Raw genomic sequence first — 20,463 nt, 5'->3', positions numbered from 1 at the left:
TGCCTTTATCTTTATTATGATAATTTACATAAAACTTCAATGGAGTACTTTAGCTATGACCACGATCGCTAAACAAGACCGCGACCTTGCTACGGTAATGAAAGATGATGGTGTTGCCAAAGCGAATACCCATGACAGCATTAATCGTATTTTCAATCGTTTAGAAGACATCAAAAAAGAGATGGGTGAACCATCTTGGTCAGTACGTCTTATTTATACTGACATGATGAGTGCGGTCATGATTTGTCAGAAACCTGGTGAAAGTAATCGTACTCACTATCATGCCAACGAAGATGAGTGGTGGGTAGTAATGGAAGGCGAACTAGAGTGGGATGTGGAGGGACATGGAGCTTACCGTGCTACTAAGGACGACATCATTTTTGTACCGCGCAAGGTAATCCATAATATTCGTGTTGTTGGCGATAAACCTTCAATTCGTTTGGCGATCGGCAAACCTGATGTAAATCATATCTTTGTGGAAGATCACGTTTTTATTGAAAACTAAATAAGCAATGAAGTGCCGCGCATAGCGCGGCACTTCATTGCTCAAAAAACATTTAAATTAGTTGATTCAGCTTATGACTAAACCCCATGAATTTCCCCATGATTTTAAGGGAAAAGTTGCAGTTGTTACTGGGGCAAGTAGTGGTATCGGTCAGGCTGTGGCTGAGGCGATCGCTAATTACGGAGCGCATACTGTGTTTATCTCGCGTAGTGGTGCAGAGGCGATCGCTTCAGAACTAAATGCAACGGGTAAATCCGCATTGTCGCTCCCCTGTGATGTTTCTGACGAAGATCAAGTTAAACAGGCGATCGCCACAGTCTTCCAGACCTATGGACAGATTGATATCTTGATCAATAATGCTGCCATTAACCAAGTTGCCAAGATTGAGGATATTTCCCTTGAGGATTGGAACAAAGTTATGGCAACAAATCTCACGAGTCAGTTTCTCTGTTGCAAACATGTAGTGCCGATCATGAAGCAACAACAAAGCGGCAAAATCATCAATGTTTCCTCGATCGCAGGACATTTTCGCAGTAAATTGTCAGGCATTCATTACGTTACCTCAAAAGCAGGAGTAATTGGCTTTACGAGACAGCTTGCTTACGAGCTAGCTCCTTTTCAAATTAATGTTAATGTGGTTTGTCCGAGCCAAACTTACACACCGATGCTAGCAGCGACGTTACCACCTGAAGCAGAACAAAAGTTGATCGACTCCATTCCTCTGGGTAGAATTGCCTCAATGGAAGAACAGGTAAATGTAATTCTATTTCTAGCATCACAACTATCTAGCTATATGACAGGTGCGATTGTTGATGTAAATGGAGGACAATTGTAGTAACACGTAATCTGTATTGCTTTTGAAACAAACAAGTAATACCAATTCACAAAAGTGTAGTCACATTTTTATGAATTAAAAACCAAACCTAGTAAGGGTTTTAAAAACACAAAATGGCGTAGCCATTTTGTGTTTTGGTATAACAAATACTGTAATTTCTTTCTCAACTTTCATACTTAGTTCCTATGGTTGAAATTTTATGCTCACGTTAGAAAATCCTCTCGTTATACTTTACGTGAGGTTAATTGGATGGACTCTCTTGGGCTATGTCTTAGGAAAGCTCCTCCCCAAGATCTTCACTACTTATCTTGGTAAAGCTTTACTGTTTGTCGGTGTTCCCATCAGTATTGTTTCTTTTCTGCGTCAAGCGGATCTATCAGGATGGATTGTGATTGCGCCGACTACGGCTTGGGTTGCAATTCTAGTAGGTGCAGGGCTAGCTTGGATTTGGATTGATCTCGGTGTAAGTGACGAAAGATTTAGTAAGTTATCGAGAGGGATTACAGCTAGAGAAAAGAATCTGGAAGCAAATCCCAGTGTGGATGCAACTTTAGAGCATGAAACTTCTTGGTCAGGGGCAACTCAGGGAAGTTTCTTACTTGCCATGACTTTAGGAAATACCGCTTTTATGGGGTATCCCGTCAGTAGAGTTCTAGTTGGTCCAAAATATTTTGCTTGGGCGCTGTTTTATGATTTGATTGGCTCAACGATCGCCGCCTATTCTGTCGGAATTGCTTTAGCTAGTCGCTATGGCAGTATGTCTAGTGGGCAGAAGCAGCCGAATCCATTTGTATCGATGGCAAAGACTCCCGCATTATGGAGCTTACCGATTGGTGTGGGGATGAAATTTCTCCCCTTGCCTACGTTAGTTACCTCTAGCATGAGTATGATCGCAGAGACAACTATAACTTTGTCACTGGTGATGATTGGGATGCAGCTAAGTCAATTAAAGACGCTACGCAATGTCAAGAGAGCCTTAACTTGCCTATCGATTAAGATGCTGTTTACTCCATTAGTAGTTGGTACAGGGCTAATGTTTTTTGGAGTAACGGGGGAACCTCGGATGGCGATGGTTTTACAAATGGCAATGCCACCAGCTTTCTCGACCCTTGTGATTGCCCAAGCCTATAATCTGGATCGTGATTTAACAGTTACAACCTTAGCTTTTGGTGTAGTTCTTTTACTGTTCACCATACCTATTTGGTTATGGCTATTTTCATAGTCTCTATGTTTAGTCTCATCTATATACCAATAGCTTTAATTAGTTTTAAGCCTATTTTCATGCTAACTAAATAAACAAAAAACATCAATTTAATCTAATCTTTGCACGAAAAATAATTGAATATATCAGCCATAGTTATGTAGACTTACTGAGGAATTCTTGACAGAATTGATAAGGTCAATCTAGGAAGCGATAAAAACATGCCTAAACTACTGATCAGTACTTCTTCTTTTGATGTAAAAAATAATCAGGTATTGCAAAGTCTCCAAGCTCAAGGCTTTGAAATTATTTTAAATCCCTATGGTAGAAAGCTCAAAGAAACAGAAGTCCTAGAGCTACTCAGTGATGATGCTATTGTGGGCATGATCGCAGGTGTTGAACCTCTGACTCGTAATGTTTTAAGCTCAACTAAATCTCTAAAAGTAATTTCACGTTGTGGTATTGGAACCGATAGTGTCGATCTCGTGGTGGCTCAAGAATTGGGAATTCCAGTTCATATTACCCCTACAGCTCCTGTAATTGCTGTGGCTGAGTTAACAGTGAGCCTGATCCTCTCCCTTTTGAGACGCACGTCAGAAGCCGATCGCATTTTGCGTGAAGGTACATGGAAGCCTCTCATGGGCAAATTACTGGCTTCTCAAGTGGTGGGACTGTTGGGCTATGGGAGAGTTGGCAATCGCGTAGGGCAGTTGTTAAAAACTTTTGGGACAAAGAGAATCGCCTATGACATTTTCCGTGATGATTCGCTATTTGCTGATACCGTTTGCATCCCATCTTTAGATGAATTTATCGCCCGTTCAACTGTAATCACGATCCACGTTCCCTATAACCAAGACAATCATCATTTAGTTGATCGTAACTTTATTAATAAAATGCAAGCAGGTAGTATTTTAATTAATACTTCGAGAGGGGGGCTAGTTGATGAAGAAGCTTTGTATGAGGCGCTAGTTTCTGGGCATTTGTCAGGTGCAGCCCTTGATGTGTTTGAAGAAGAGCCATATTCTGGAAAACTCTGTGCCTTGCCTCAAGTTATTTTAACTCCCCATATGGGTTCCTATGCTAAAGAAGCCCGAACCCAGATGGAACAAGAAGCTTCTCAAAATCTATTTGATAGCCTCGTAAATCTAGGTTTAGCTAAGTGATTCAAAATACCATGACCGAAATCATGACTAAAAGCATCCCTAAAAAATATGATGCGATCGTGTTTGATTTTGATGGAGTCCTTGTAGAGTCAGTGGATGTCAAAACGCAGGCTTTTGGTGCTTTATACGCAGAATATGGCGATCGCATTGTCGAGCAGGTAAAAGCCTATCATCTACTTCATGGAGGCGTATCCAGATTTGATAAGTTTCGGTATTATCATGAGGTTTTACTTGGGAAAGTCTTAACCAATGAAGAGGAACTGAGACTGGGAAATCTGTTTTCGCAATATGTCGAAGATGCAGTGGTGGATGCTGTTTACGTGTTAGGAGCCTACGAGCTTTTAGAAAATAATTATCAATCCACTCCCCTATTTGTTGCTTCAGGAACTCCCGATCAAGAGTTAAAAAGGATTGTGTCACGTCGGAAGATGAGCCATTATTTTGTGTCTGTACATGGTTCTCCAGCCCAAAAAGGAGACATTATTCAGGATATTTTGTCGAAATATGATTTTGCGCCCGATCGCGTATTGATGGTTGGCGATGCGATCGCTGATTATGAAGGGGCGATCGCTGCGGGTGTAAAATTTATAGGCAGGGTGATGCAATATCCTAAAACTGATCCCTTTCCCGTAGGGACAATAGTTCTCCCAGACCTAGTTGAACTAGTCATATAAAATGCAATATAAGCGTTGCCAAGCAATGTTTATATTGCATTCTGAGATTTCCAGTTTTGCTTGCTTTTTATCTTAAAAACCTATGCTTCGTCGTCAGTTTAATCAATTATCTCTGTCTCTAGCAGGTTTGGGTTTGGCAGCCTGTAGTAATTCCACAGTCTTAAATTATCGAACTCCTGAAAAAAGTTCTAAGTTTCGTGTTTGGTGGATTCAAAGCTTCTATCCTGCTGAGACTGAGGCTCTTTCACAAATTGTAGCGGAGTGGGAAAAAAAGAATAATACCAAGGTGGAGATCACTTTTTATAATGATGGATCGATTAACCGTGATGCTGAAAATGCCCTCGACAACGGCAATCCACCCGATATCTTATTTAGTAATACCGCCGAGTTTGCCCTCTATCCAAAATTAGCATGGCAAAATAAATTAGTAGATGTTTCTGACGTTGTTGAACCTGTTAAAAATCTATTTAGCCCGATCGCTCTCAAAGCTGTCGCCTATAAAAATAGCGCCAATCCTAAGCCTGCTTACTATGCTGTCCCGATCGCCCAATTATCAGCAGGTTTACATTATTGGCGCGATCTCCTTGTTGATGTCGGAATGACTGACACTAGTATCCCTAAGGATTGGGATAGCTTTTGGAAATTTTGGGAAACAGCACAAGAACGCGCTAACAACAAAGGTAAAAAAGATCTCTATGGGATCGGACTACCCATGTCTGCCGAAGGTACGGATGTGATTTTCATGTTTGAGCAGTTCCTCACTGCCTATGGGGTCGAGTTACTGGATGACAATGGACAACTGAAAGTTGATAGCACTCAAAGTCGCCAAGGTGTTATTGCTGCATTGACAAAGTATGCAGGATTTTACAAGAGTAAACATGTACCGCCTACTGCTGTGCAATGGACAGATGCTGACAATAATCAAGTATTTCTGAGTCGCAATTCATTCATGACCACCAACCCAGGCTTGTCTATCCCTGCATCGCAACAGTTTGATCAGGAGGTGTACAACAAAAAATTAGTGACCACAGAATGGCCGCTTGCCCCCGATGGGAAACCTCTCAACTATTTAGTTGCGGTGAAACAGGCGGTTATATTTGCGACCACTAACCCTACGGACAACAAGGATGATGTTGCCAAGGAAAAAGCAAGGCAAGAACTTGCTAAAAATTTGCTATCCCACATTATCCAACCTGATAATTTGCTCACCTATTTGAAGGGTGCTGGAGGAAGATATTTCCCGACCATGCCAAAATTATTGGAAGACCCCTACTATAAAGATTCCAAAGACCCACACATCTTGGCAGCAACAAAGCAATTCCAGAATACGAAATCTTTTTATACAGCCCAAAATCCTGCCTATTCGGAAGTGGGCGCAAAGCAAATATGGGGGAAAACCATAAAATCAGTGGCGACAGGCAAGAGTACCCCTGAGCAAGCCGCCGATGAAGCGATCGCCCAAATTAAGTCTATTTTCACCCAGTGGAAATGATTTGGATGGTAGGTGGCGCGCCTATCATACCCTTCAGAATCGTTAGTAAAGTGAGTATAGAAGATGATCAACCAATTTAAGAAACGCTTGCTGCTACAACTTGTGGCATATTTTTCGGTTCTGTCGATTGTCACAGTTTTAGTCGTTGCTGTAAGTGCGAATACGCGCAGTCGTGACGCTCTGAGAAAATCCGTAATTGACCGACTCGCAGTAGCCACATCACTAAAGGAAGCTCAAGTAAATCAATGGGTTGATAATCAACGGCGTGATGTAATTTTGATGACGCAGTTACCAGATCTCCTCGTTAATTCTGAAATCACTTTTACGAAGGATCGCGAATCTCCAGAGTTTAAATCGGCTGTGGAATCTCTCCAAAAGTTTATGGCGGATGTATCCTCAGTCAAACCAAATATTCGTCAGATTTCGATCCTAACTAATAATGGGATTACAATTGTTTCCACCGACAAACAGAAAGAAGGAAAATATCAGCCTCTCGGCAATACCACTACTTACTTTACTCGCGACCAATCCCGCGTTATTGTTCCTAATTTCTATATATCGCCAATTTCAGGCAAGGCGGCGATGACTTTTGCGGCTCCTTTAATTAATAAATCAGGCGATCGCATTGGTGTCGTTGCAGTTGATCTAGATTTGCAAGGGGTAGATGATATCATTCGCGAACGTACAGGATTAGGGGCTAGTGGCGAAACCTACTTAGTCGGTAGATTGACCGCTAAAAACGTTCTAATTTCAGGAGCAGGAGCAGATAATCAGCAACTTGCCAAAGATATCACAAGTGAAGGTATTGCCGCCGCCGCCTTAGGAAAAGATGGGGAAGGGCTGTATAAAAACTATAAAACTGTTCCTGTGCTAGGCAGTTATATTTGGATTGACAACCTCAATCTAGCTTTACTTGCAGAAATATCACAGTCCGAAGCCTTTGAGCCAGCCGATCGCCTTGCTCGCGATATTTTACTGATCGGATTAAGTTCGGCTGGTATCTTATTGACAGCTGTGTACTTGATTGCACGAAGAATTTCTCAGCCAATTTTAGCGATCGCCGATGCTGCGAATCAAGTTTCTGGAGGTAATCTGGATTCACAAGCACCTGTGCTAACGGAAGATGAAATTGGGATTTTGGCGATCGCGTTTAATCAAATGACCTCACAACTTAAAGCTTCTGGTGAACAATTAGCTGATTACAGTCGGACATTGGAGCAGAAAGTCGAGCAGCGTACTAGTGAGATCAAAGCAATTATCGACAATATGGTGGATGGATTGGTGGTAGTTAATAGCGAAGATCAAATTACCCAATTTAACCCAGCGCTTGCAGGCATGATCGGTATCAGCAGTAAAGCTATTTCTAAGGCTGCAAGTTATAAAGAAATATTTAAAGCGGAAGAAATCACTAATCTAGTGACAAATACGAGAGAAAATCCCAAACAAGTCTTTAGTGAAGAGTTTTCTCTACCTGATCGTCGTATTGGCAAAGCAGTTGCTACTTCGATCTTTGGCGAAGAACATATCTCAGAACAAACTCCTTTGGGAACAAATTATTTAGGTACGGTAATTCTCATTCGCGATATTACTGCCGAGAAAGAAGTGGATCGGATGAAGACAGACTTCATTTCCACAGTATCCCATGAGTTACGAACACCACTTACTTCGGTACTGGGATTTGCTAAATTAATTCAGAAAAAGCTGGAAGAGTCCATATTTCCTCTAATCCAGACCGATGACAAGAAAGTGAACCGAAGTGTGCGCCAAGTTACGGAAAACATTGAAATTATTGTATCTGAGGGAACACGCCTCACCAAGCTAATTAATGAAGTTCTAGATGTTGCCAAAATCGAAGCGGGTAAAATGCAATGGAATATGCAACCAATGGCAATTACCGAAGTAATTGATCGAGCTTTCTCCGCAACTTCAGCACTCTTTGAGCAGAAGGGATTAGCGCCAGTGCGAGAAATTGAAGCTGATTTGCCAGACATCTATGGAGATAAGGATCGTCTGATCCAAGTTGTAATTAATCTCATTTCTAATGCTGTGAAGTTTACTGAACAAGGCTGTATCACCTGCCGAGTTAGACGAGACAATCAATTTATTGTGGTCAGTGTCGTCGATCAAGGTGTGGGTATCTCGGAATCCGATCAGCCGAAGGTATTTGAGAAGTTTAAGCAGGTTGGCGATACGCTGACGGATAAGCCCCAAGGCACAGGGCTAGGACTACCAATTTCCAAGGAAATCGTCGCTCATCATGGCGGCAAAATTTGGGTAGAAAGTGAAGTTGGTAAAGGTAGTACATTCTCTTTCACATTGCCAATTAGTACAGGAGCCGAACAACTTCCTTCCATTAATTTCGATATTCTCATCGAGCAACTTAAGAAAAGAGTTGTTTCTGATGGTCAAACTCAAAATGATGGTCAAAGCGCGATTGATCATCCCAAGAACATTCTTGTCATTGATGATGATCCCAGCATCCGCAACCTACTCAGGCAGGAATTGGAAGCTAAAGGATATGCTGTGCGCGAAGCAGGAAGCGGACAAGAAGCGATCGCCAAAGTGCGAGAAAGTCGTCCCGACCTAATTACCCTTGATATTGTGATGGAGGGTATTAGTGGCTATGATGTAGCCGCAATTCTCAAATCCGATCCTGCGACCTTAGATATTCCGATTATCATTGTTTCTGTATTAGATGATAAAAACAAAGGTCGTCATCTAGGTATTGATAGTTATATTACTAAGCCTTTAGACATGGTTCTATTGATGCGCGAGGTGGAGATTCTACTGACTAGTAAGGCTTCTACGGGCAAAAAGATTCTTGTGGTTGAAGATAACTTCGGCTCGATCGAGCTATTGATGGAAATGTTGCAAAATCAAGGTTTCTTACCATCTAAAATCTCTCCTCAAGATGATTTACGCGCCAGTGCGATCGCCTCTCAACCTGATGTCATCATTGCTAGCACCAAGTTAGCAGAGCAAGTACAATCTCTTCGTGCTGAGCAGAGTATGGAACATATTCGCTTTTTACTAATTGCTGACCAATAGAAATACCCCAATAAACAACGGCGGCGCTTCGCGCCGCCGTTGTTTATTGCACTAATATTTAGCAAACGACCGACTGGGTGGAGCCGTGAATTGTGGCGGGCGATCGCTATTTGAGTTGTTTAAATTTTGAGAATTAGGACGCAAAGGCGATCGCATTAACGCTTCAGGATTAAAGCGATAGCCAATATTGCGTACTGTTTGGATTAAATTGGGTTGTTGCGGATCAACCTCAAGTTTTTTGCGTAACGATAAAACATGCGTATCTACAGTACGCGGATTATTAATCTCATCTGGCCAAGCACGCTGCAAAAGCTCCGCACGACTGAGAGCTAAGCCTTCTGATTGCGCGAGAACATAGAGCAAACTAAATTCTTGAGGCGTTAAATCGATCGCATTTCCCTTTAAACGCACTTGTCGTTGCACTAAATCGATCTTCAGTACACCATAGTCCAAACAAGCAGGGGGCGCAGATGTGCGTAATCTACGGGTCAACGCCTCCACCCTTGCCAAAAATTCTTGCATTCCAAAAGGCTTAGTCAAATAGTCATCCGCACCCGCCTTTAAACCTTCCACAATGTCAGATTCATTGGTGCGCGATGAAATCACGAATATTAAGGAACTTCTTTGCTTATGGAGCCAACGACATAACTCAATACCATCCCCATCAGGCAGATCGGTACTTAAGATCACCAAGCTCGGCTGCTGTTTTTGAAATACCAGCTTTGCTTGCTGACAACTCACCGCCTGAAATACCGAATAGCCAATCTGCTGCAAATGCCAACCCAAGAGAGAGGCAAGATTCGGATTACCTTCTACAATTTCTATGCTGATTGGGATCAAAGAAATACTCTCCTGCCGAGTAATGCCTATAGCTCTCGGATTATGAAATTGCATCATAACTCAGTGTCAAGCTGTTTTTTGTAGCTGTAATTACCCTCTAGATGGCGAAAAGCGCTGTCAGAAACCTTATAGTTCACAATAATGTTGAGCTTGCTGATTCATTAAGGCTTCGCCGTAAAATAGGGAACTGATTATTGATGATGTGGCTTCGCCGCATCATCAATAATCGGGGTTTTCATTACTTACAACAACATTACTAATCCAGTGACCTATCGAAATCCTGTTCCCACGGTTGATATCATCATTGCCCTGCGCGATCGCCCCCATCAACCGATTGTCCTAATTGAGCGGCTAAATCCACCTCATGGCTGGGCGATCGTGGGTGGATTTGTCGATTATGGCGAACATCTCGAAGATGCCGCAAGGCGAGAGGCTCAGGAAGAAACAGGGCTACAGGTGGAGTTAATCGACCTGCTAGGCATTTATTCAGATCCTAGTCGAGATGAGCGTCTACATACGATTAGTGCTGTGTATATGGCTGAAGCTGTGGGCGAACCAAAGGCTGATGATGATGCTAAGTCTGTTGGTTGCTTTGCAGCTTGGGAAATACCTAGCCAGTTATGTTTCGACCATGCCCAAATTCTGCAAGATTATTGGCGCTATCGCAACTATGGTATTCGCCCCAAAATATAGGGAAAATCCAGCACGAAGTGCTGGATTTTCCCTATATACAAAAAAGTTTGCTTTAAGTGTTGACAAAGATTCAGTCATGTATGTATCTTAATAAAGGTCAAGAACACGCCCCCATCGTCTAGAGGCCTAGGACACATCCCTTTCACGGATGCGACGGGGATTCGAATTCCCCTGGGGGTATTTTTGAACAATAAAAAAGCACTTGCATTGCAAGTGCTTTTTTATTGTTCAATTGCGCGAGATGCAGTGGAACTTTATAGTAATTTTTCTAAACCGTAAATAAGGGACTTGAGCGCAAGGACTTTGCGGACACAAAGCAACACACCTGCCATGTAACAGGTGCGATCGCTAGCATTATGCTCAATTTTGAGAGTTTCACCCATCGCCCCAAAAATCACTTCTTGACGCGCAACTACCCCCGGTACACGCACACTATGAATGCGAATATTCTCACCGTAGGTTGCGCCCCTTGCACCCGTGAGATGTTCTTTTTCATCGACAAGAGCAGGATTAAAGGATTGACCTAGTTCTGAGAGCATCTGTGCGGTTTTAATTGCCGTGCCGCTCGGAGCATCGGCTTTTTGATTGTGGTGCAGTTCGATAATTTCCACATGCTGGAAATATTTAGCAGCAGCGATCGCCGCCTGTTGCATCAAAATCACCCCGACAGAAAAGTTTGGGGCAATGATACAGCCTGTACTTGCCTTGTCTGCGAAAATGGCGAGATCGGCAATTTGTTGTTCGCTTAAGCCCGTAGTGCCAACTACAGGACGCACACCATAGGCGATCGCTGAGCGAATATTGTCGTAAATAATGCTGGGATGTGTGACATCAACCATTACTGGTAATTGCGACTCTTGAGAGGCTTGGGCAAGCACGACTTCGAGGTTGTCAGTCACAGGTATCTCTAATTCACCAATACCAACCACTTCACCGATATCTTCACCGATGTGTTTGCGACCGATCGCTCCTACAAGATACATATCTGGCGCTTGGGCGATCGCTTTGATTATTTCGCGCCCCATTTTACCTGTCGCCCCTGAGACAACAACAGGGATTTGTGCATTATTAGTCATGGATTAAAACTGGAAAGCAATATGTTGTACGAGCTTAGCTCACAAGTTAACTAATTTCTGGGTTAATTGCTCTATTAGCTAATTTAATTATCCAAACAACTAACAGGAAAACAACACAGCTTAATATCGCCCACATTGTTTCTTGAGGATTGGGGGATATGAATATAATAAATCCTTGATCTTTAATTAATGCTGAAAAACTAGACACACAAAATGGTGTGAGATAGAGCCTAAATATTTGCCAATAATCTAATTTACGATTACCAGTATCGTTGGAAGAAACGCCTAAGAATAATGCTGTGCCAATTACTGCACTGATACCAAGTGAGTTGATCCATATCTTCGGTGTAGGGTCAAAATAAAAATTGACTATCACTAAATACCAAATTAGATAGCACCAAAGAATCAATTTATGGAGCTTAATATTGCCAAAGTATTGAAGCAACCAATTCACGATTTCTAGGCTCCCAGCAATACAGGTTGATATCCTGCACTAGCAGGTGAAACGGTGGAGATAAAAACTAATGATTCGTCTCCATCGTTTAATACTCCGTGAACAAAGCCTTTGGGTGCGATAACAATATCTCCTGCGGCGATCGGTTCAGTTGTACCTTGTTGATCTACATAATATTTGCCTTTGCCCTGCAAAATAGTCCAAGTATCTTGCCCATGAGGATGCATATGTGGGGCGATTTCCTGATTTGGCTTAAGATACCAAGCTACAACGACGGTATCTGGAGACTCTGTAACGACTGAACGAATAGGCTCTCCGTCTGTTTCTTGAAAAAACTTGGCACTGTTGAAAATTCTGCTATTACTCATTTGTATCTATACTTTCCTACCAAGAAATTAGTCGATCTATTCGCGACTTTAATTTTCTGACTAAATATCCTTGCTGTTTGTCTAACTAATCACCTTGCCGAAATTTTTTTAGGATTGCCTAAGTATGCTTTGAGGTTGTACTATGGTTAGCTGGACTGAAAAAATAGGAGACTAGTACTATGAGTCGCGTATGCCAACTAACAGGCAAAAAAGCCAATAATGCCGTATCGATTTCTTTCTCACACAAGCGTCATAAGCACTTACAACACGTAAACTTACAAGACAAAAGAATTTGGTGGGAAGAAGGAAAGCGTTTTGTAAAATTACAAATTTCCACCAAAGCCATCAAAACTTTGCAAAAGAAAGGATTATCAGCATTTGCTAAGGAAGCAGGTATTGACCTCCGCAAGTTCTAACTCAAATAGGGTAGCAAGTGCTTTGCACTTGCTACCCTAAATATATTTTATGAACATTGGTATTGTTGGATTAGGACTAATCGGTGGTTCGCTAGGCTTAGATCTGCTCGCCTCAACGCAAGATCATAACCAAGCTCAAAATTATGTGTGGGGTATTAGCCGCAATCCTGAAACCTGTAAACAAGCAGAAGCGATTTCCGCCGTAAATATCGCTGATATAGATATTGAAAATATTCCCGATCGCATTCTTGCTCAAACAGATATCGTCGTCATCTGCACACCGATCGCTTCGATCCTGTCCACAATTACATTAATTGCGCCAAAGTTGCCCGCTAATATCATCTTTACGGATGTTGGCTCGGTCAAAGATGCGATCGTGCAACCTGCATCAAAAATCTGTCAGCAATTTAATCAGCGATTTGTCGGTAGTCATCCGATGGCTGGCACTGCCTTTCAAGGTATCTCAGCCGCCGAACGTAATCTATTTCAAAATCGTCCTTGTGTAGTTACGCCTAGCGATGATCTTGATGCAGTGGCGAAAGTGCGATCGCTATGGCAAGCAGTGGGCATGAACATCCATGAATGTAGTCCTGAAGAACATGATCGCGCTGTGGCGATGATTAGCCATGCACCTGTAATGATTAGTGCAAGTTTAATTGCCTCCTGTCAGCAAGAAGGTGATGATCGCGTTTTAAAATTAGCGCAAAATCTAGCAAGTTCTGGATTTCGTGATACTAGTCGCGTTGGCGGCGGCAATCCTGAACTAGGGAGACTAATGGCAGAATACAATCAATCAGCAGTATTGCGATCGCTCCATACTTATCAGCAATCTTTGCAAGCAGTGATCAATTTAATTGAGAACAAACAATGGGAAGAACTAGAAGCTTTTTTAGCTAACACTCAACGCGATCGCCCATTTTATGTAGACTGAATCTATTTGTTTTAGGATTTTCGCTAAGAAACCATTTAAGAATTAAAGCTCTATGTGTCTAGCCCCCTAAATCCCCCAATTCTGGGGGACTTAAATCTGGTTCCCCCCAGAATTGGGGGGCTAGGGGGGCTAAAACTACAATTCTTAAATGGTTTCTAAAAGGACAAGCTTTGAAATAGATCCGCGACGGGAAAAGTAAACCCATTAATAACATCCTCGCCATCTAGAAAATCGCCTCGTTTCAGAAGGTGATCGGGTTCTTGTGCGGATCGATAGACTAGAACGTAATGTTGGATCGGATTGACAACCCAAACTAACCGAGTTCCATTTTCAAAATATTCTAAGATTTTGGTGTTAATTTCTTCAACCGTATTACCAGGGGATAGGATTTCGATCGCCAAATCTGGCGCACCTTCTAGAAAGCTCGTGGGAAGTTCTGAAATTCCTTGCAAGCGTTCTTTGGCAAAGAACGAAATATCGGGAGAGCGTTTATTGCCATTTTTCATTTTAAAAGCTGTACTCGAATCAAATAGTACCCCTAGCTTTTGAGAGGAGACAACCGCAAACAAAGCCGAACTCAAGACAATGGAAATATATCCATGCAATGCTCCTGAATTACCCATTACAACTAGTTCTCCGTCCACAATTTCATAATGACATGCATCATCAGGAAGAGACATAAAAGCCGCATCTGTCCAGACTTTTTTGTTTGATGTGCTTGCTGCCTCTATAACTGAAATAGACATATATTTTGCTCCTTTTCGTTGTTGATTTTGGGTTAGTAGAGCATTGCAAGATTTTAATGACTTTTTAAAGATTTGAGTAGACCACCACAGGCATCAAATAAGAGATCGATCACATAATTAAATCCATCTGCGCCGCCATAGTAAGGATCAGGAACTTCTTTATCCGTGTGAGTTTCGCAGTAGTCACACATCATTTTTACCTTGTCAGTAAATTTTCGCTGCGGATCGAGAGCGAGAATATTGCGATAGTTATCTTTATCCATCGCCAGAATCAAATCAAATTCTCGCAAATCCATCGCCTCAAACTGTCTAGCTGAACCAACAAAATCTAAGCCACGTTCTTTGGCTGCTGCTCGCATACGACGATCAGGTAGTGCGCCCACATGCCAGCCGCCAGTCCCTGCCGAATCACAGATAAAGTGATCGCCTAGTCCTTCCTGCTCAATCAAATGATTCATAATATTTTCCGCCGCAGGCGATCGGCAAATATTTCCGAGGCAAACAAATAGAAGTTTTTTAGTCATATTTATATTCCATAATCCTGCATTTGTGTGTGGGCGGCTTTGCCGCCCACACACAAATGCGTTTCAGGTTTCTACAAAGGTAAGGCTTTACAGCACCTTTGTATAGTTGTCACTTGTATTAGTACATAAAACCCAAGAAGAGAATGGCGGCGCGAAGCGCCGCCATTCTCTTCTTGGGTTTTGCTTTTGTCCTAAAGCAATTACCGATCAAACGAATCACAAGAAAAATTTTGAAAGCGTTGCTTCGCAACGCTTTCAAAATTTTTCTTGGTTTGGGTTTGAGCGCAAAGCGCTGTAACACAATCGACGGCAGCTATAGAAAGAAGTTAAGCACAAAGCACTAAAATTTTCTCGACAACTTTCGGCGTAACATCTTGATTTTCGCCTAAAGCGACAAAACCACGTTTCTCAAAGCGATCGATGATTTTGGGAATCACATCTAGCCCTACGCCATAGTCTGATAGATAGGTGAGAACACCGACAGCTTCAAAAAATTCGCGAGTTTTGCCGATCGCCTGATCAATGCGTGATTCTTCTGTACCCTCGACTAGACCCCAAACGCGATCGGCATATTGCAAGAGCTTCTGACGCTTGCGATCGCGTCTAACTGTCAGCATGTTCGGCAGCACAATCGCCAAAGTTTGAGCATGATCGATACCATGTAGAGCCGTTAGCTCATGTCCGATCATGTGTGTTGCCCAGTCTTGAGGCACACCCACACCGATCAGTCCATTTAGAGCCATCGTCGCACACCACATCACATTGGCGCGAGCTTCGTAGTTATGGAGATCGGCTAAGATTTTGGGACCTTCTTCTATCAAGGTTTTGAGGATAGACTCCGCCATCCGATCCTGTAATGGCGCATTAGCAGGGTATGTCAAATACTGTTCCATAACATGAACATAGGCATCAACAATTCCATTACTGACCTGACGAAGAGGCAAAGAGTAAGTCGTTTCAGGATCTAGTACTGAAAATTTAGGGAATACCAATGGGCTAGAAAAGAAGAGTTTCTCTTGAGTTTCCCACTTAGTTACCACAGAAGCAGTATTCATCTCAGAACCTGTGGCAGGTAGGGTCAATACTGCCCCAAAGGGAATCGCCGCTTTTACGGGTGCTTGTTTGGCACAAATATCCCAAGGATCGCCTTCAAAGGGAACGGCGGCAGCAATAAATTTTGTACCATCCACGACGGAGCCACCGCCTACCGCTAGCAAGAAATCAATCCCTTCGGTGCGAATTAGTTGCACCGCTTTGAGCAGAGTTTCTAGATGTGGATTAGCTTCAATCCCACCGAATTCCAGAAAGTTACGACCTGCTAGGGCTGCTTTTACCTGCTCATAAACTCCATTGCTTTTGATGCTACCACCACCATAAGTGATGAGGATTTTTGCATCAGAGGGGATTTCTCCACCAATATTCGCAATTTGACCTTTGCCAAATAAAATCTTGACTGGATTGTAAAAAGCAAAATTTTCCATGACTAACTCAAAAACATTAAAGTTGATGCAAAGCATCAACTTTAATATAGCTAAAACGCTAGATCTTCTGATCGTGAGCCAGAGTAGATCATACCTTTGCTAAAGTTAACGCTTAGCGGTTCACCGTCACGAATGAAGCCTGTAGCATTTTGTACGCCAATTAAAATTGGGATACCCAACCTGCGACCAATCACCACGGCATGGGAATCAAGGCTGGATTCTTCAGTAATTACTGCCGAGGCTTTGCGAATTACTTCGATATAGTCGGCATCGGTGCGATCGATCACCAGAATTTCGCCTTCGTTAAAGTCGCGGACATCAAGGTGATGGAAAGCAACTCTAGCCCGACCATGAACTATGCCAGAGCCAATGCTTAAACCTTTACCAACGACTGAAGAGACAAATTCGACTTTGATCAAATCGGTAGAACCCGCCACATCTTGCAGAGTACCTGCGGACATAACCACTAAGTCGCCAGCAGAGAGCAATTTCATCTCTTGAGCAAGATTAAGCGCCGCTTCAAAGTTTTGTCTGGCTGATGGCAAGGAGATTAAGACCATCGGCTGTACACCCCAGACCATTTGTAAGCGTCTTGCCACTTGGACATTGGGCGTAACTGCCAAAATCGGAATTGGTGGACGGAATTTGCTGACATTACGAGCGGTAGAGCCTGTTTTGGTGAGGGTAACGATCGCTGCCGCATTTAGTTGAATTGCAATTCTACCCACTGCTTGGCTGATCGCATTGGGTACAGCGCGTCCCATACTTTCAAGGGGTTGCATTTTCAGATCTTGTTCTCTTTCGATGCGAACCGCGATTCTTGCCATAGTTTCCACAGCCAAGATCGGATATTTACCCACCGCAGTTTCGTTAGAGAGCATCACCGCATCGGTTCCATCGATGATCGCGTTGGCTACGTCAGAAATTTCCGCACGAGTTGCACGCGGATTATTCACCATGCTATCGAGCATTTGCGTCGCTGTAATTACGGGAATGCCGAGGCGATTGGCGGTTTTAATTAATTGTTTTTGGGCGATCGGTACATCTTCTGCGGGAATTTCTACGCCAAGATCACCACGCGCTACCATTACGCCATCGCAAACCGAGAGAATCGCTTCCATGTTGGCGATCGCTTCGTGCTTCTCGATTTTGGCTACAACACTAGCCTTGCGACCTGAAGCGGCAATTAGGTCTTTAACTTCCAGCACATCTTCAGGAGTACAGACAAAGCTGAGTGCTACCCAATCCACCCCTTCGGACAATCCAAAGCGTAAATCCTCGCGATCTTTATCGGTCATCGCACTGACTAATAAATGCACGTTCGGAAAATTTACCCCTTTATTGTTAGAGAGCGTGCCACCAATGACCACGCGACAATAAAGATCACCTAATTCCACATTTACAGCTTCGACGACCATCTCCACTTTGCCGTCATCTAGCATGATTACTGCACCGATTGGTACTTCCTCAGCAAGGGTGTCATAGGTAATGCAACTAATTTCCGAGTTACCGTCAACTTGACGGCTGGTGAGCGTAAACTTGTCACCTTTATTTAAGGTAATTGGACCTTCTTTAAATACTCCAAGGCGAATTTTGGGCCCTTGTAAATCCTGCAAAATGCCCACAGGTTGATTGAGTTCGCTTGACACTTGGCGAATATTACAAATGCTGCGATGGTGGTCAGCATGAGTGCCGTGGGAAAAGTTGAGGCGAAAGGTACTTGCGCCTGCTTCAATAAGCTGGCGAATCATATCGGGGCTACTAGTCGCGGGTCCAATAGTAGCAACAATTTTTGTGCGACGAAAAGTTTCTCTAACGGTCATGGATTGTCAGCTAACGGCGAACCTCAAACATACCAGAATCTCATGACAATTCTTCATAGTTGTGTCACTCTCTGGGGCATGAGCGACATAACTGTACCCATTACCAAAAAATAGAAGACGTGCTTCGCACGTCTTCTATTTTTTGGTTTCTATTGTGTCAAAATGTTAAGCGTGAGAGTAATTTTTGACCCAACCCAAATTTCTCGTCCCACTGCGATCGCCCTCGGTAACTTTGATGGCGTACATGTGGGACATCGGCATGTGATTGTGCCTATTTTGCCGACATCTTTGCGCGATCGCTACTCGAATTTAACCAGTACCGTCGTTTCTTTTTCGCCGCATCCCCAAGAATTTTTTAGCCAAAGACAGCGATCGCTACTTGCCCCCTTTGATGAGAAAGTAGCTTTGCTCAAGTCCCTTGGTGTGGAGCAATTAGTTTTGCTGCCCTTCGATGCCGATCTTGCTAAACTCACGGCTGCCGAATTTATCCAGAAAATTTTAATTGACTCTCTCCAAGTCGAATTAATCAGTGTCGGTTTTGATTTTCACTTCGGACAAAAACGACAAGGTAATATCACTGATTTACAAAACATTTGGGGCGATCGCCTCACGGTTATTCCAGAGCAAACGATGAGTTTCGGAGATGGAGAACAGCCTCCCGTGCGAATCAGTAGCTCAAATATTCGTACAGCCCTAGCCCAAGGCGAAATTGATTTAGCTAATTCACTACTCGGTCGCCCTTATAACCTTGTTGGCAGAGTCGTGCAAGGCAAGCATTTAGGTCGGACGATAGGCTTCCCCACGGCAAATTTAGAACTGCCTACACAAAAGTGTTTGCCGCGTGATGGGGTGTACGCAGTGCAAGCAACGATCAATCATCCTGATGCAGCTACACAATCACCAATATTAGGGGTGATGAATGTTGGATTGCGTCCAACTGTAGATGGTGATCGACGATCGGTTGAAGTGCATTTATTTAATTGGCAAGGTGATCTTTATGATCAGTATCTCAGTGTAAACCTGATCAAATTTATTCGACCTGAAAAGAAGTTTGATTCCCTTGATGCCCTCAAAGCTCAGATTCAGGCTGATTGCCAGACAGCGTTAAACTATCTTGGCTCAAGCCGACAGAAACTAGCCCATATTATTACAGCTCATTCGTAAGTTATAGCCAATATAAAACCCAAAAGAGAGTTGCGGCGCGGAACGCCGCAACTCTCTTTTGGGTTTTATATCCAACTGGGGAAATGGTGTTCCATGTCACCACGTTACAATAAAAAAGCATCTTAACTAATTCAGCTAAGCGCTCAAATTTATGATTGAACTCTATTACTGGCCCACACCCAACGGTCATAAGATTACGATCTTTTTAGAAGAATCGGAAATGGAGTATGAAATTCATCCCATTGATATTCGTGTAGGTGAGCAGTTTCAGCCAGACTTTCTCAAGATTGCGCCAAATAATCGAATGCCTGCCATTATTGATCGCCATCCATTAGATTCTGGGTCAGCCATATCTGTATTTGAGTCTGGAGCGATTTTGCAATATCTCGCTGAGAAAACTGGCAAGTTTTTACCATCGAATTTGCGCGATCGCACAGTTGTTATGGAATGGCTATTCTGGCAAATGAGTGGCTTAGGTCCAATGGCGGGACAAAATCATCACTTCTCTCAATATGCACCTGAAAAGATTTCCTATGCGATCGATCGCTATGTCAAAGAGACTAATCGTCTTTATGGAGTTCTAGATCGTCAACTAGAAGGAAAAGAATATATTGCTGGAGAGTACTCGATCGCCGATATGGCTTGCTATCCTTGGATACTTCTGCACAAGCATCAACAACAAAACCTCGAAGACTTTCCCAATCTGCAAGCATGGCTAGAAAGAATCCGTGAGCGTCCTGCCGTGATTCGTGCTTATGAGCAAGCAAAACCCTTTGCTAGTCAACCAACAATTACAGAAGAAAGCAAGAAAATTCTCTTCGGTCAAACCGCAGCAAATTTAAAATCTGGGATATGATGGAAGGCGCGAAGCGCCGCCCATCATATCTATCTATAGAACCCATTTGGTATCTTAGGAAGAGTAGAAAAAGGAGTCAAACATGGGATATAGCAGCAGCCTAAGCGATCAAGAGTGGGAGATTATAGAACCTCTGTTACCTAAAAAAAAGAAGACGAAACCACCAACATGGA

At 43.0% G+C, this 20,463-nt stretch carries 20 protein-coding genes and 1 tRNA gene; 13 read left to right on the top strand and 8 right to left on the bottom strand.

Annotation, left to right across the window (positions count from 1 at the left end; translation table 11 throughout):
• The first annotated feature begins 55 nt into the window (after positions 1-55).
• The 7 genes from B9G53_RS20160 to B9G53_RS20130 all read left to right on the top strand — a co-directional run bounded on the left by B9G53_RS20160 (position 56) and on the right by B9G53_RS20130 (position 8,918).
• A complete protein-coding gene (locus B9G53_RS20160) occupies positions 56-505 on the top strand; it encodes a cupin domain-containing protein (protein WP_176453287.1) in 450 nt (149 codons plus the stop codon).
• Between the two features lie 73 nt (positions 506-578).
• The gene (locus B9G53_RS20155) at positions 579-1,340 is read left to right on the top strand and encodes an SDR family NAD(P)-dependent oxidoreductase (RefSeq protein WP_094535259.1); all 762 of its coding nucleotides are present in this window, start codon (positions 579-581) and stop codon (positions 1,338-1,340) included.
• 199 nt (positions 1,341-1,539) lie between these two features.
• The gene (locus B9G53_RS20150) at positions 1,540-2,562 is read left to right on the top strand and encodes an AEC family transporter (RefSeq protein ID WP_094535258.1); all 1,023 of its coding nucleotides are present in this window, start codon (positions 1,540-1,542) and stop codon (positions 2,560-2,562) included.
• Between the two features lie 200 nt (positions 2,563-2,762).
• Positions 2,763-3,704 (top strand): phosphoglycerate dehydrogenase, encoded by a 942-nt coding sequence (locus B9G53_RS20145; protein ID WP_094535257.1) that lies wholly within the window; start codon positions 2,763-2,765, stop codon positions 3,702-3,704.
• Positions 3,701-4,378 carry an HAD family hydrolase gene (locus tag B9G53_RS20140; protein ID WP_217901636.1) on the top strand — a complete coding sequence of 226 codons (678 nt, stop codon included), beginning with the start codon at positions 3,701-3,703 and terminating at the stop codon, positions 4,376-4,378. Before B9G53_RS20145 ends, B9G53_RS20140 begins: the two co-directional genes overlap by 4 nt.
• Before the next feature lie 82 nt (positions 4,379-4,460).
• A complete protein-coding gene (locus B9G53_RS20135; protein WP_094535256.1) occupies positions 4,461-5,870 on the top strand; it encodes an ABC transporter substrate-binding protein in 1,410 nt (469 codons plus the stop codon).
• Between the two features lie 63 nt (positions 5,871-5,933).
• Positions 5,934-8,918 carry an ATP-binding protein gene (locus tag B9G53_RS20130; protein WP_094535255.1) on the top strand — a complete coding sequence of 995 codons (2,985 nt, stop codon included), beginning with the start codon at positions 5,934-5,936 and terminating at the stop codon, positions 8,916-8,918.
• Positions 8,919-8,969: 51 nt separating this feature from the next.
• Here B9G53_RS20130 and B9G53_RS20125 read toward each other — a convergent pair whose 3' ends face one another.
• Positions 8,970-9,758, bottom strand: a complete 789-nt coding sequence (locus B9G53_RS20125) for a response regulator transcription factor (protein ID WP_369683009.1) — start codon at positions 9,756-9,758, stop codon at positions 8,970-8,972.
• 264 nt (positions 9,759-10,022) lie between these two features.
• On the opposite strand from B9G53_RS20125, the gene B9G53_RS20120 reads away from it, so the two are divergent.
• Both B9G53_RS20120 and B9G53_RS20115 read left to right on the top strand, forming a co-directional pair.
• Complete coding sequence (locus B9G53_RS20120) at positions 10,023-10,451, top strand: NUDIX hydrolase (RefSeq protein ID WP_094535254.1); 429 nt, start codon at positions 10,023-10,025, stop codon at positions 10,449-10,451.
• Between the two features lie 107 nt (positions 10,452-10,558).
• Positions 10,559-10,631: transfer RNA gene (locus B9G53_RS20115), tRNA-Glu, on the top strand.
• A 74-nt stretch (positions 10,632-10,705) separates the two neighbouring features.
• Here B9G53_RS20115 and dapB read toward each other — a convergent pair.
• Genes dapB through B9G53_RS20100 form a run of 3 tightly spaced genes read right to left on the bottom strand, consistent with a single transcriptional unit; the run spans position 10,706 to position 12,349 of the window.
• Positions 10,706-11,527, bottom strand: coding sequence for a 4-hydroxy-tetrahydrodipicolinate reductase (dapB, locus tag B9G53_RS20110; RefSeq protein ID WP_094535253.1), 822 nt, complete (start codon positions 11,525-11,527; stop codon positions 10,706-10,708).
• A 46-nt stretch (positions 11,528-11,573) separates the two neighbouring features.
• Positions 11,574-11,981 carry a hypothetical protein gene (locus tag B9G53_RS20105; RefSeq protein ID WP_094535252.1) on the bottom strand — a complete coding sequence of 136 codons (408 nt, stop codon included), beginning with the start codon at positions 11,979-11,981 and terminating at the stop codon, positions 11,574-11,576.
• Positions 11,982-11,986: 5 nt separating this feature from the next.
• The gene (locus tag B9G53_RS20100; protein ID WP_094535251.1) at positions 11,987-12,349 is read right to left on the bottom strand and encodes a cupin domain-containing protein; all 363 of its coding nucleotides are present in this window, start codon (positions 12,347-12,349) and stop codon (positions 11,987-11,989) included.
• 179 nt (positions 12,350-12,528) lie between these two features.
• On the opposite strand from B9G53_RS20100, the gene rpmB reads away from it, so the two are divergent.
• Positions 12,529-12,765 (top strand): 50S ribosomal protein L28, encoded by a 237-nt coding sequence (gene rpmB / locus B9G53_RS20095; protein ID WP_094535250.1) that lies wholly within the window; start codon positions 12,529-12,531, stop codon positions 12,763-12,765.
• Between the two features lie 49 nt (positions 12,766-12,814).
• Positions 12,815-13,696 (top strand): prephenate/arogenate dehydrogenase, encoded by an 882-nt coding sequence (locus tag B9G53_RS20090; RefSeq protein WP_094535249.1) that lies wholly within the window; start codon positions 12,815-12,817, stop codon positions 13,694-13,696.
• 155 nt (positions 13,697-13,851) lie between these two features.
• Here the strand turns inward: B9G53_RS20090 and B9G53_RS20085 are convergent, their stop codons facing one another.
• From B9G53_RS20085 to pyk, 4 genes are all read right to left on the bottom strand, one after another.
• Positions 13,852-14,442, bottom strand: a complete 591-nt coding sequence (locus tag B9G53_RS20085) for a Uma2 family endonuclease (RefSeq protein WP_094535248.1) — start codon at positions 14,440-14,442, stop codon at positions 13,852-13,854.
• Between the two features lie 53 nt (positions 14,443-14,495).
• Positions 14,496-14,966, bottom strand: a complete 471-nt coding sequence (locus B9G53_RS20080) for a low molecular weight protein-tyrosine-phosphatase (protein ID WP_094535247.1) — start codon at positions 14,964-14,966, stop codon at positions 14,496-14,498.
• Positions 14,967-15,292: 326 nt separating this feature from the next.
• Positions 15,293-16,447, bottom strand: a complete 1,155-nt coding sequence (locus B9G53_RS20070) for an iron-containing alcohol dehydrogenase (protein ID WP_094535293.1) — start codon at positions 16,445-16,447, stop codon at positions 15,293-15,295.
• 50 nt (positions 16,448-16,497) lie between these two features.
• The gene (gene pyk / locus B9G53_RS20065; RefSeq protein WP_094535245.1) at positions 16,498-18,270 is read right to left on the bottom strand and encodes a pyruvate kinase; all 1,773 of its coding nucleotides are present in this window, start codon (positions 18,268-18,270) and stop codon (positions 16,498-16,500) included.
• Between the two features lie 162 nt (positions 18,271-18,432).
• Here pyk and B9G53_RS20060 point away from each other — a divergent pair, with 162 nt between their 5' ends.
• Both B9G53_RS20060 and B9G53_RS20055 read left to right on the top strand, forming a co-directional pair.
• Positions 18,433-19,434: a bifunctional riboflavin kinase/FAD synthetase gene (locus B9G53_RS20060; protein ID WP_176453286.1), complete on the top strand. Its 1,002-nt coding sequence runs from the start codon at positions 18,433-18,435 to the stop codon at positions 19,432-19,434.
• A 151-nt stretch (positions 19,435-19,585) separates the two neighbouring features.
• A complete protein-coding gene (locus tag B9G53_RS20055; RefSeq protein WP_094535244.1) occupies positions 19,586-20,290 on the top strand; it encodes a glutathione binding-like protein in 705 nt (234 codons plus the stop codon).
• Positions 20,291-20,463: the final 173 nt, after the last annotated feature.

The sequence above is a fragment of the Pseudanabaena sp. SR411 genome (assembly GCF_002251945.1).
Classification (GTDB): Bacteria; Cyanobacteriota; Cyanobacteriia; order Pseudanabaenales; family Pseudanabaenaceae; genus Pseudanabaena.
This window is presented reverse-complemented; position numbering and strand designations above follow the sequence as displayed.

Coding starts and splice junctions, on each gene's coding strand:
- B9G53_RS20085 (WP_094535248.1), bottom strand. CDS start 14,442: ATGTCTATTTCAGTTATAGAGGCAGCAAGCACATCAAACAAAAAAGTC.
- B9G53_RS20090 (WP_094535249.1), top strand. CDS start 12,815: ATGAACATTGGTATTGTTGGATTAGGACTAATCGGTGGTTCGCTAGGC.
- B9G53_RS20135 (WP_094535256.1), top strand. CDS start 4,461: ATGCTTCGTCGTCAGTTTAATCAATTATCTCTGTCTCTAGCAGGTTTG.
- B9G53_RS20155 (WP_094535259.1), top strand. CDS start 579: ATGACTAAACCCCATGAATTTCCCCATGATTTTAAGGGAAAAGTTGCA.
- pyk (WP_094535245.1), bottom strand. CDS start 18,270: ATGACCGTTAGAGAAACTTTTCGTCGCACAAAAATTGTTGCTACTATT.
- B9G53_RS20130 (WP_094535255.1), top strand. CDS start 5,934: ATGATCAACCAATTTAAGAAACGCTTGCTGCTACAACTTGTGGCATAT.
- B9G53_RS20080 (WP_094535247.1), bottom strand. CDS start 14,966: ATGACTAAAAAACTTCTATTTGTTTGCCTCGGAAATATTTGCCGATCG.
- B9G53_RS20150 (WP_094535258.1), top strand. CDS start 1,540: ATGCTCACGTTAGAAAATCCTCTCGTTATACTTTACGTGAGGTTAATT.
- dapB (WP_094535253.1), bottom strand. CDS start 11,527: ATGACTAATAATGCACAAATCCCTGTTGTTGTCTCAGGGGCGACAGGT.
- rpmB (WP_094535250.1), top strand. CDS start 12,529: ATGAGTCGCGTATGCCAACTAACAGGCAAAAAAGCCAATAATGCCGTA.
- B9G53_RS20160 (WP_176453287.1), top strand. CDS start 56: ATGACCACGATCGCTAAACAAGACCGCGACCTTGCTACGGTAATGAAA.
- B9G53_RS20145 (WP_094535257.1), top strand. CDS start 2,763: ATGCCTAAACTACTGATCAGTACTTCTTCTTTTGATGTAAAAAATAAT.
- B9G53_RS20055 (WP_094535244.1), top strand. CDS start 19,586: ATGATTGAACTCTATTACTGGCCCACACCCAACGGTCATAAGATTACG.
- B9G53_RS20100 (WP_094535251.1), bottom strand. CDS start 12,349: ATGAGTAATAGCAGAATTTTCAACAGTGCCAAGTTTTTTCAAGAAACA.
- B9G53_RS20060 (WP_176453286.1), top strand. CDS start 18,433: ATGTTAAGCGTGAGAGTAATTTTTGACCCAACCCAAATTTCTCGTCCC.
- B9G53_RS20070 (WP_094535293.1), bottom strand. CDS start 16,447: ATGGAAAATTTTGCTTTTTACAATCCAGTCAAGATTTTATTTGGCAAA.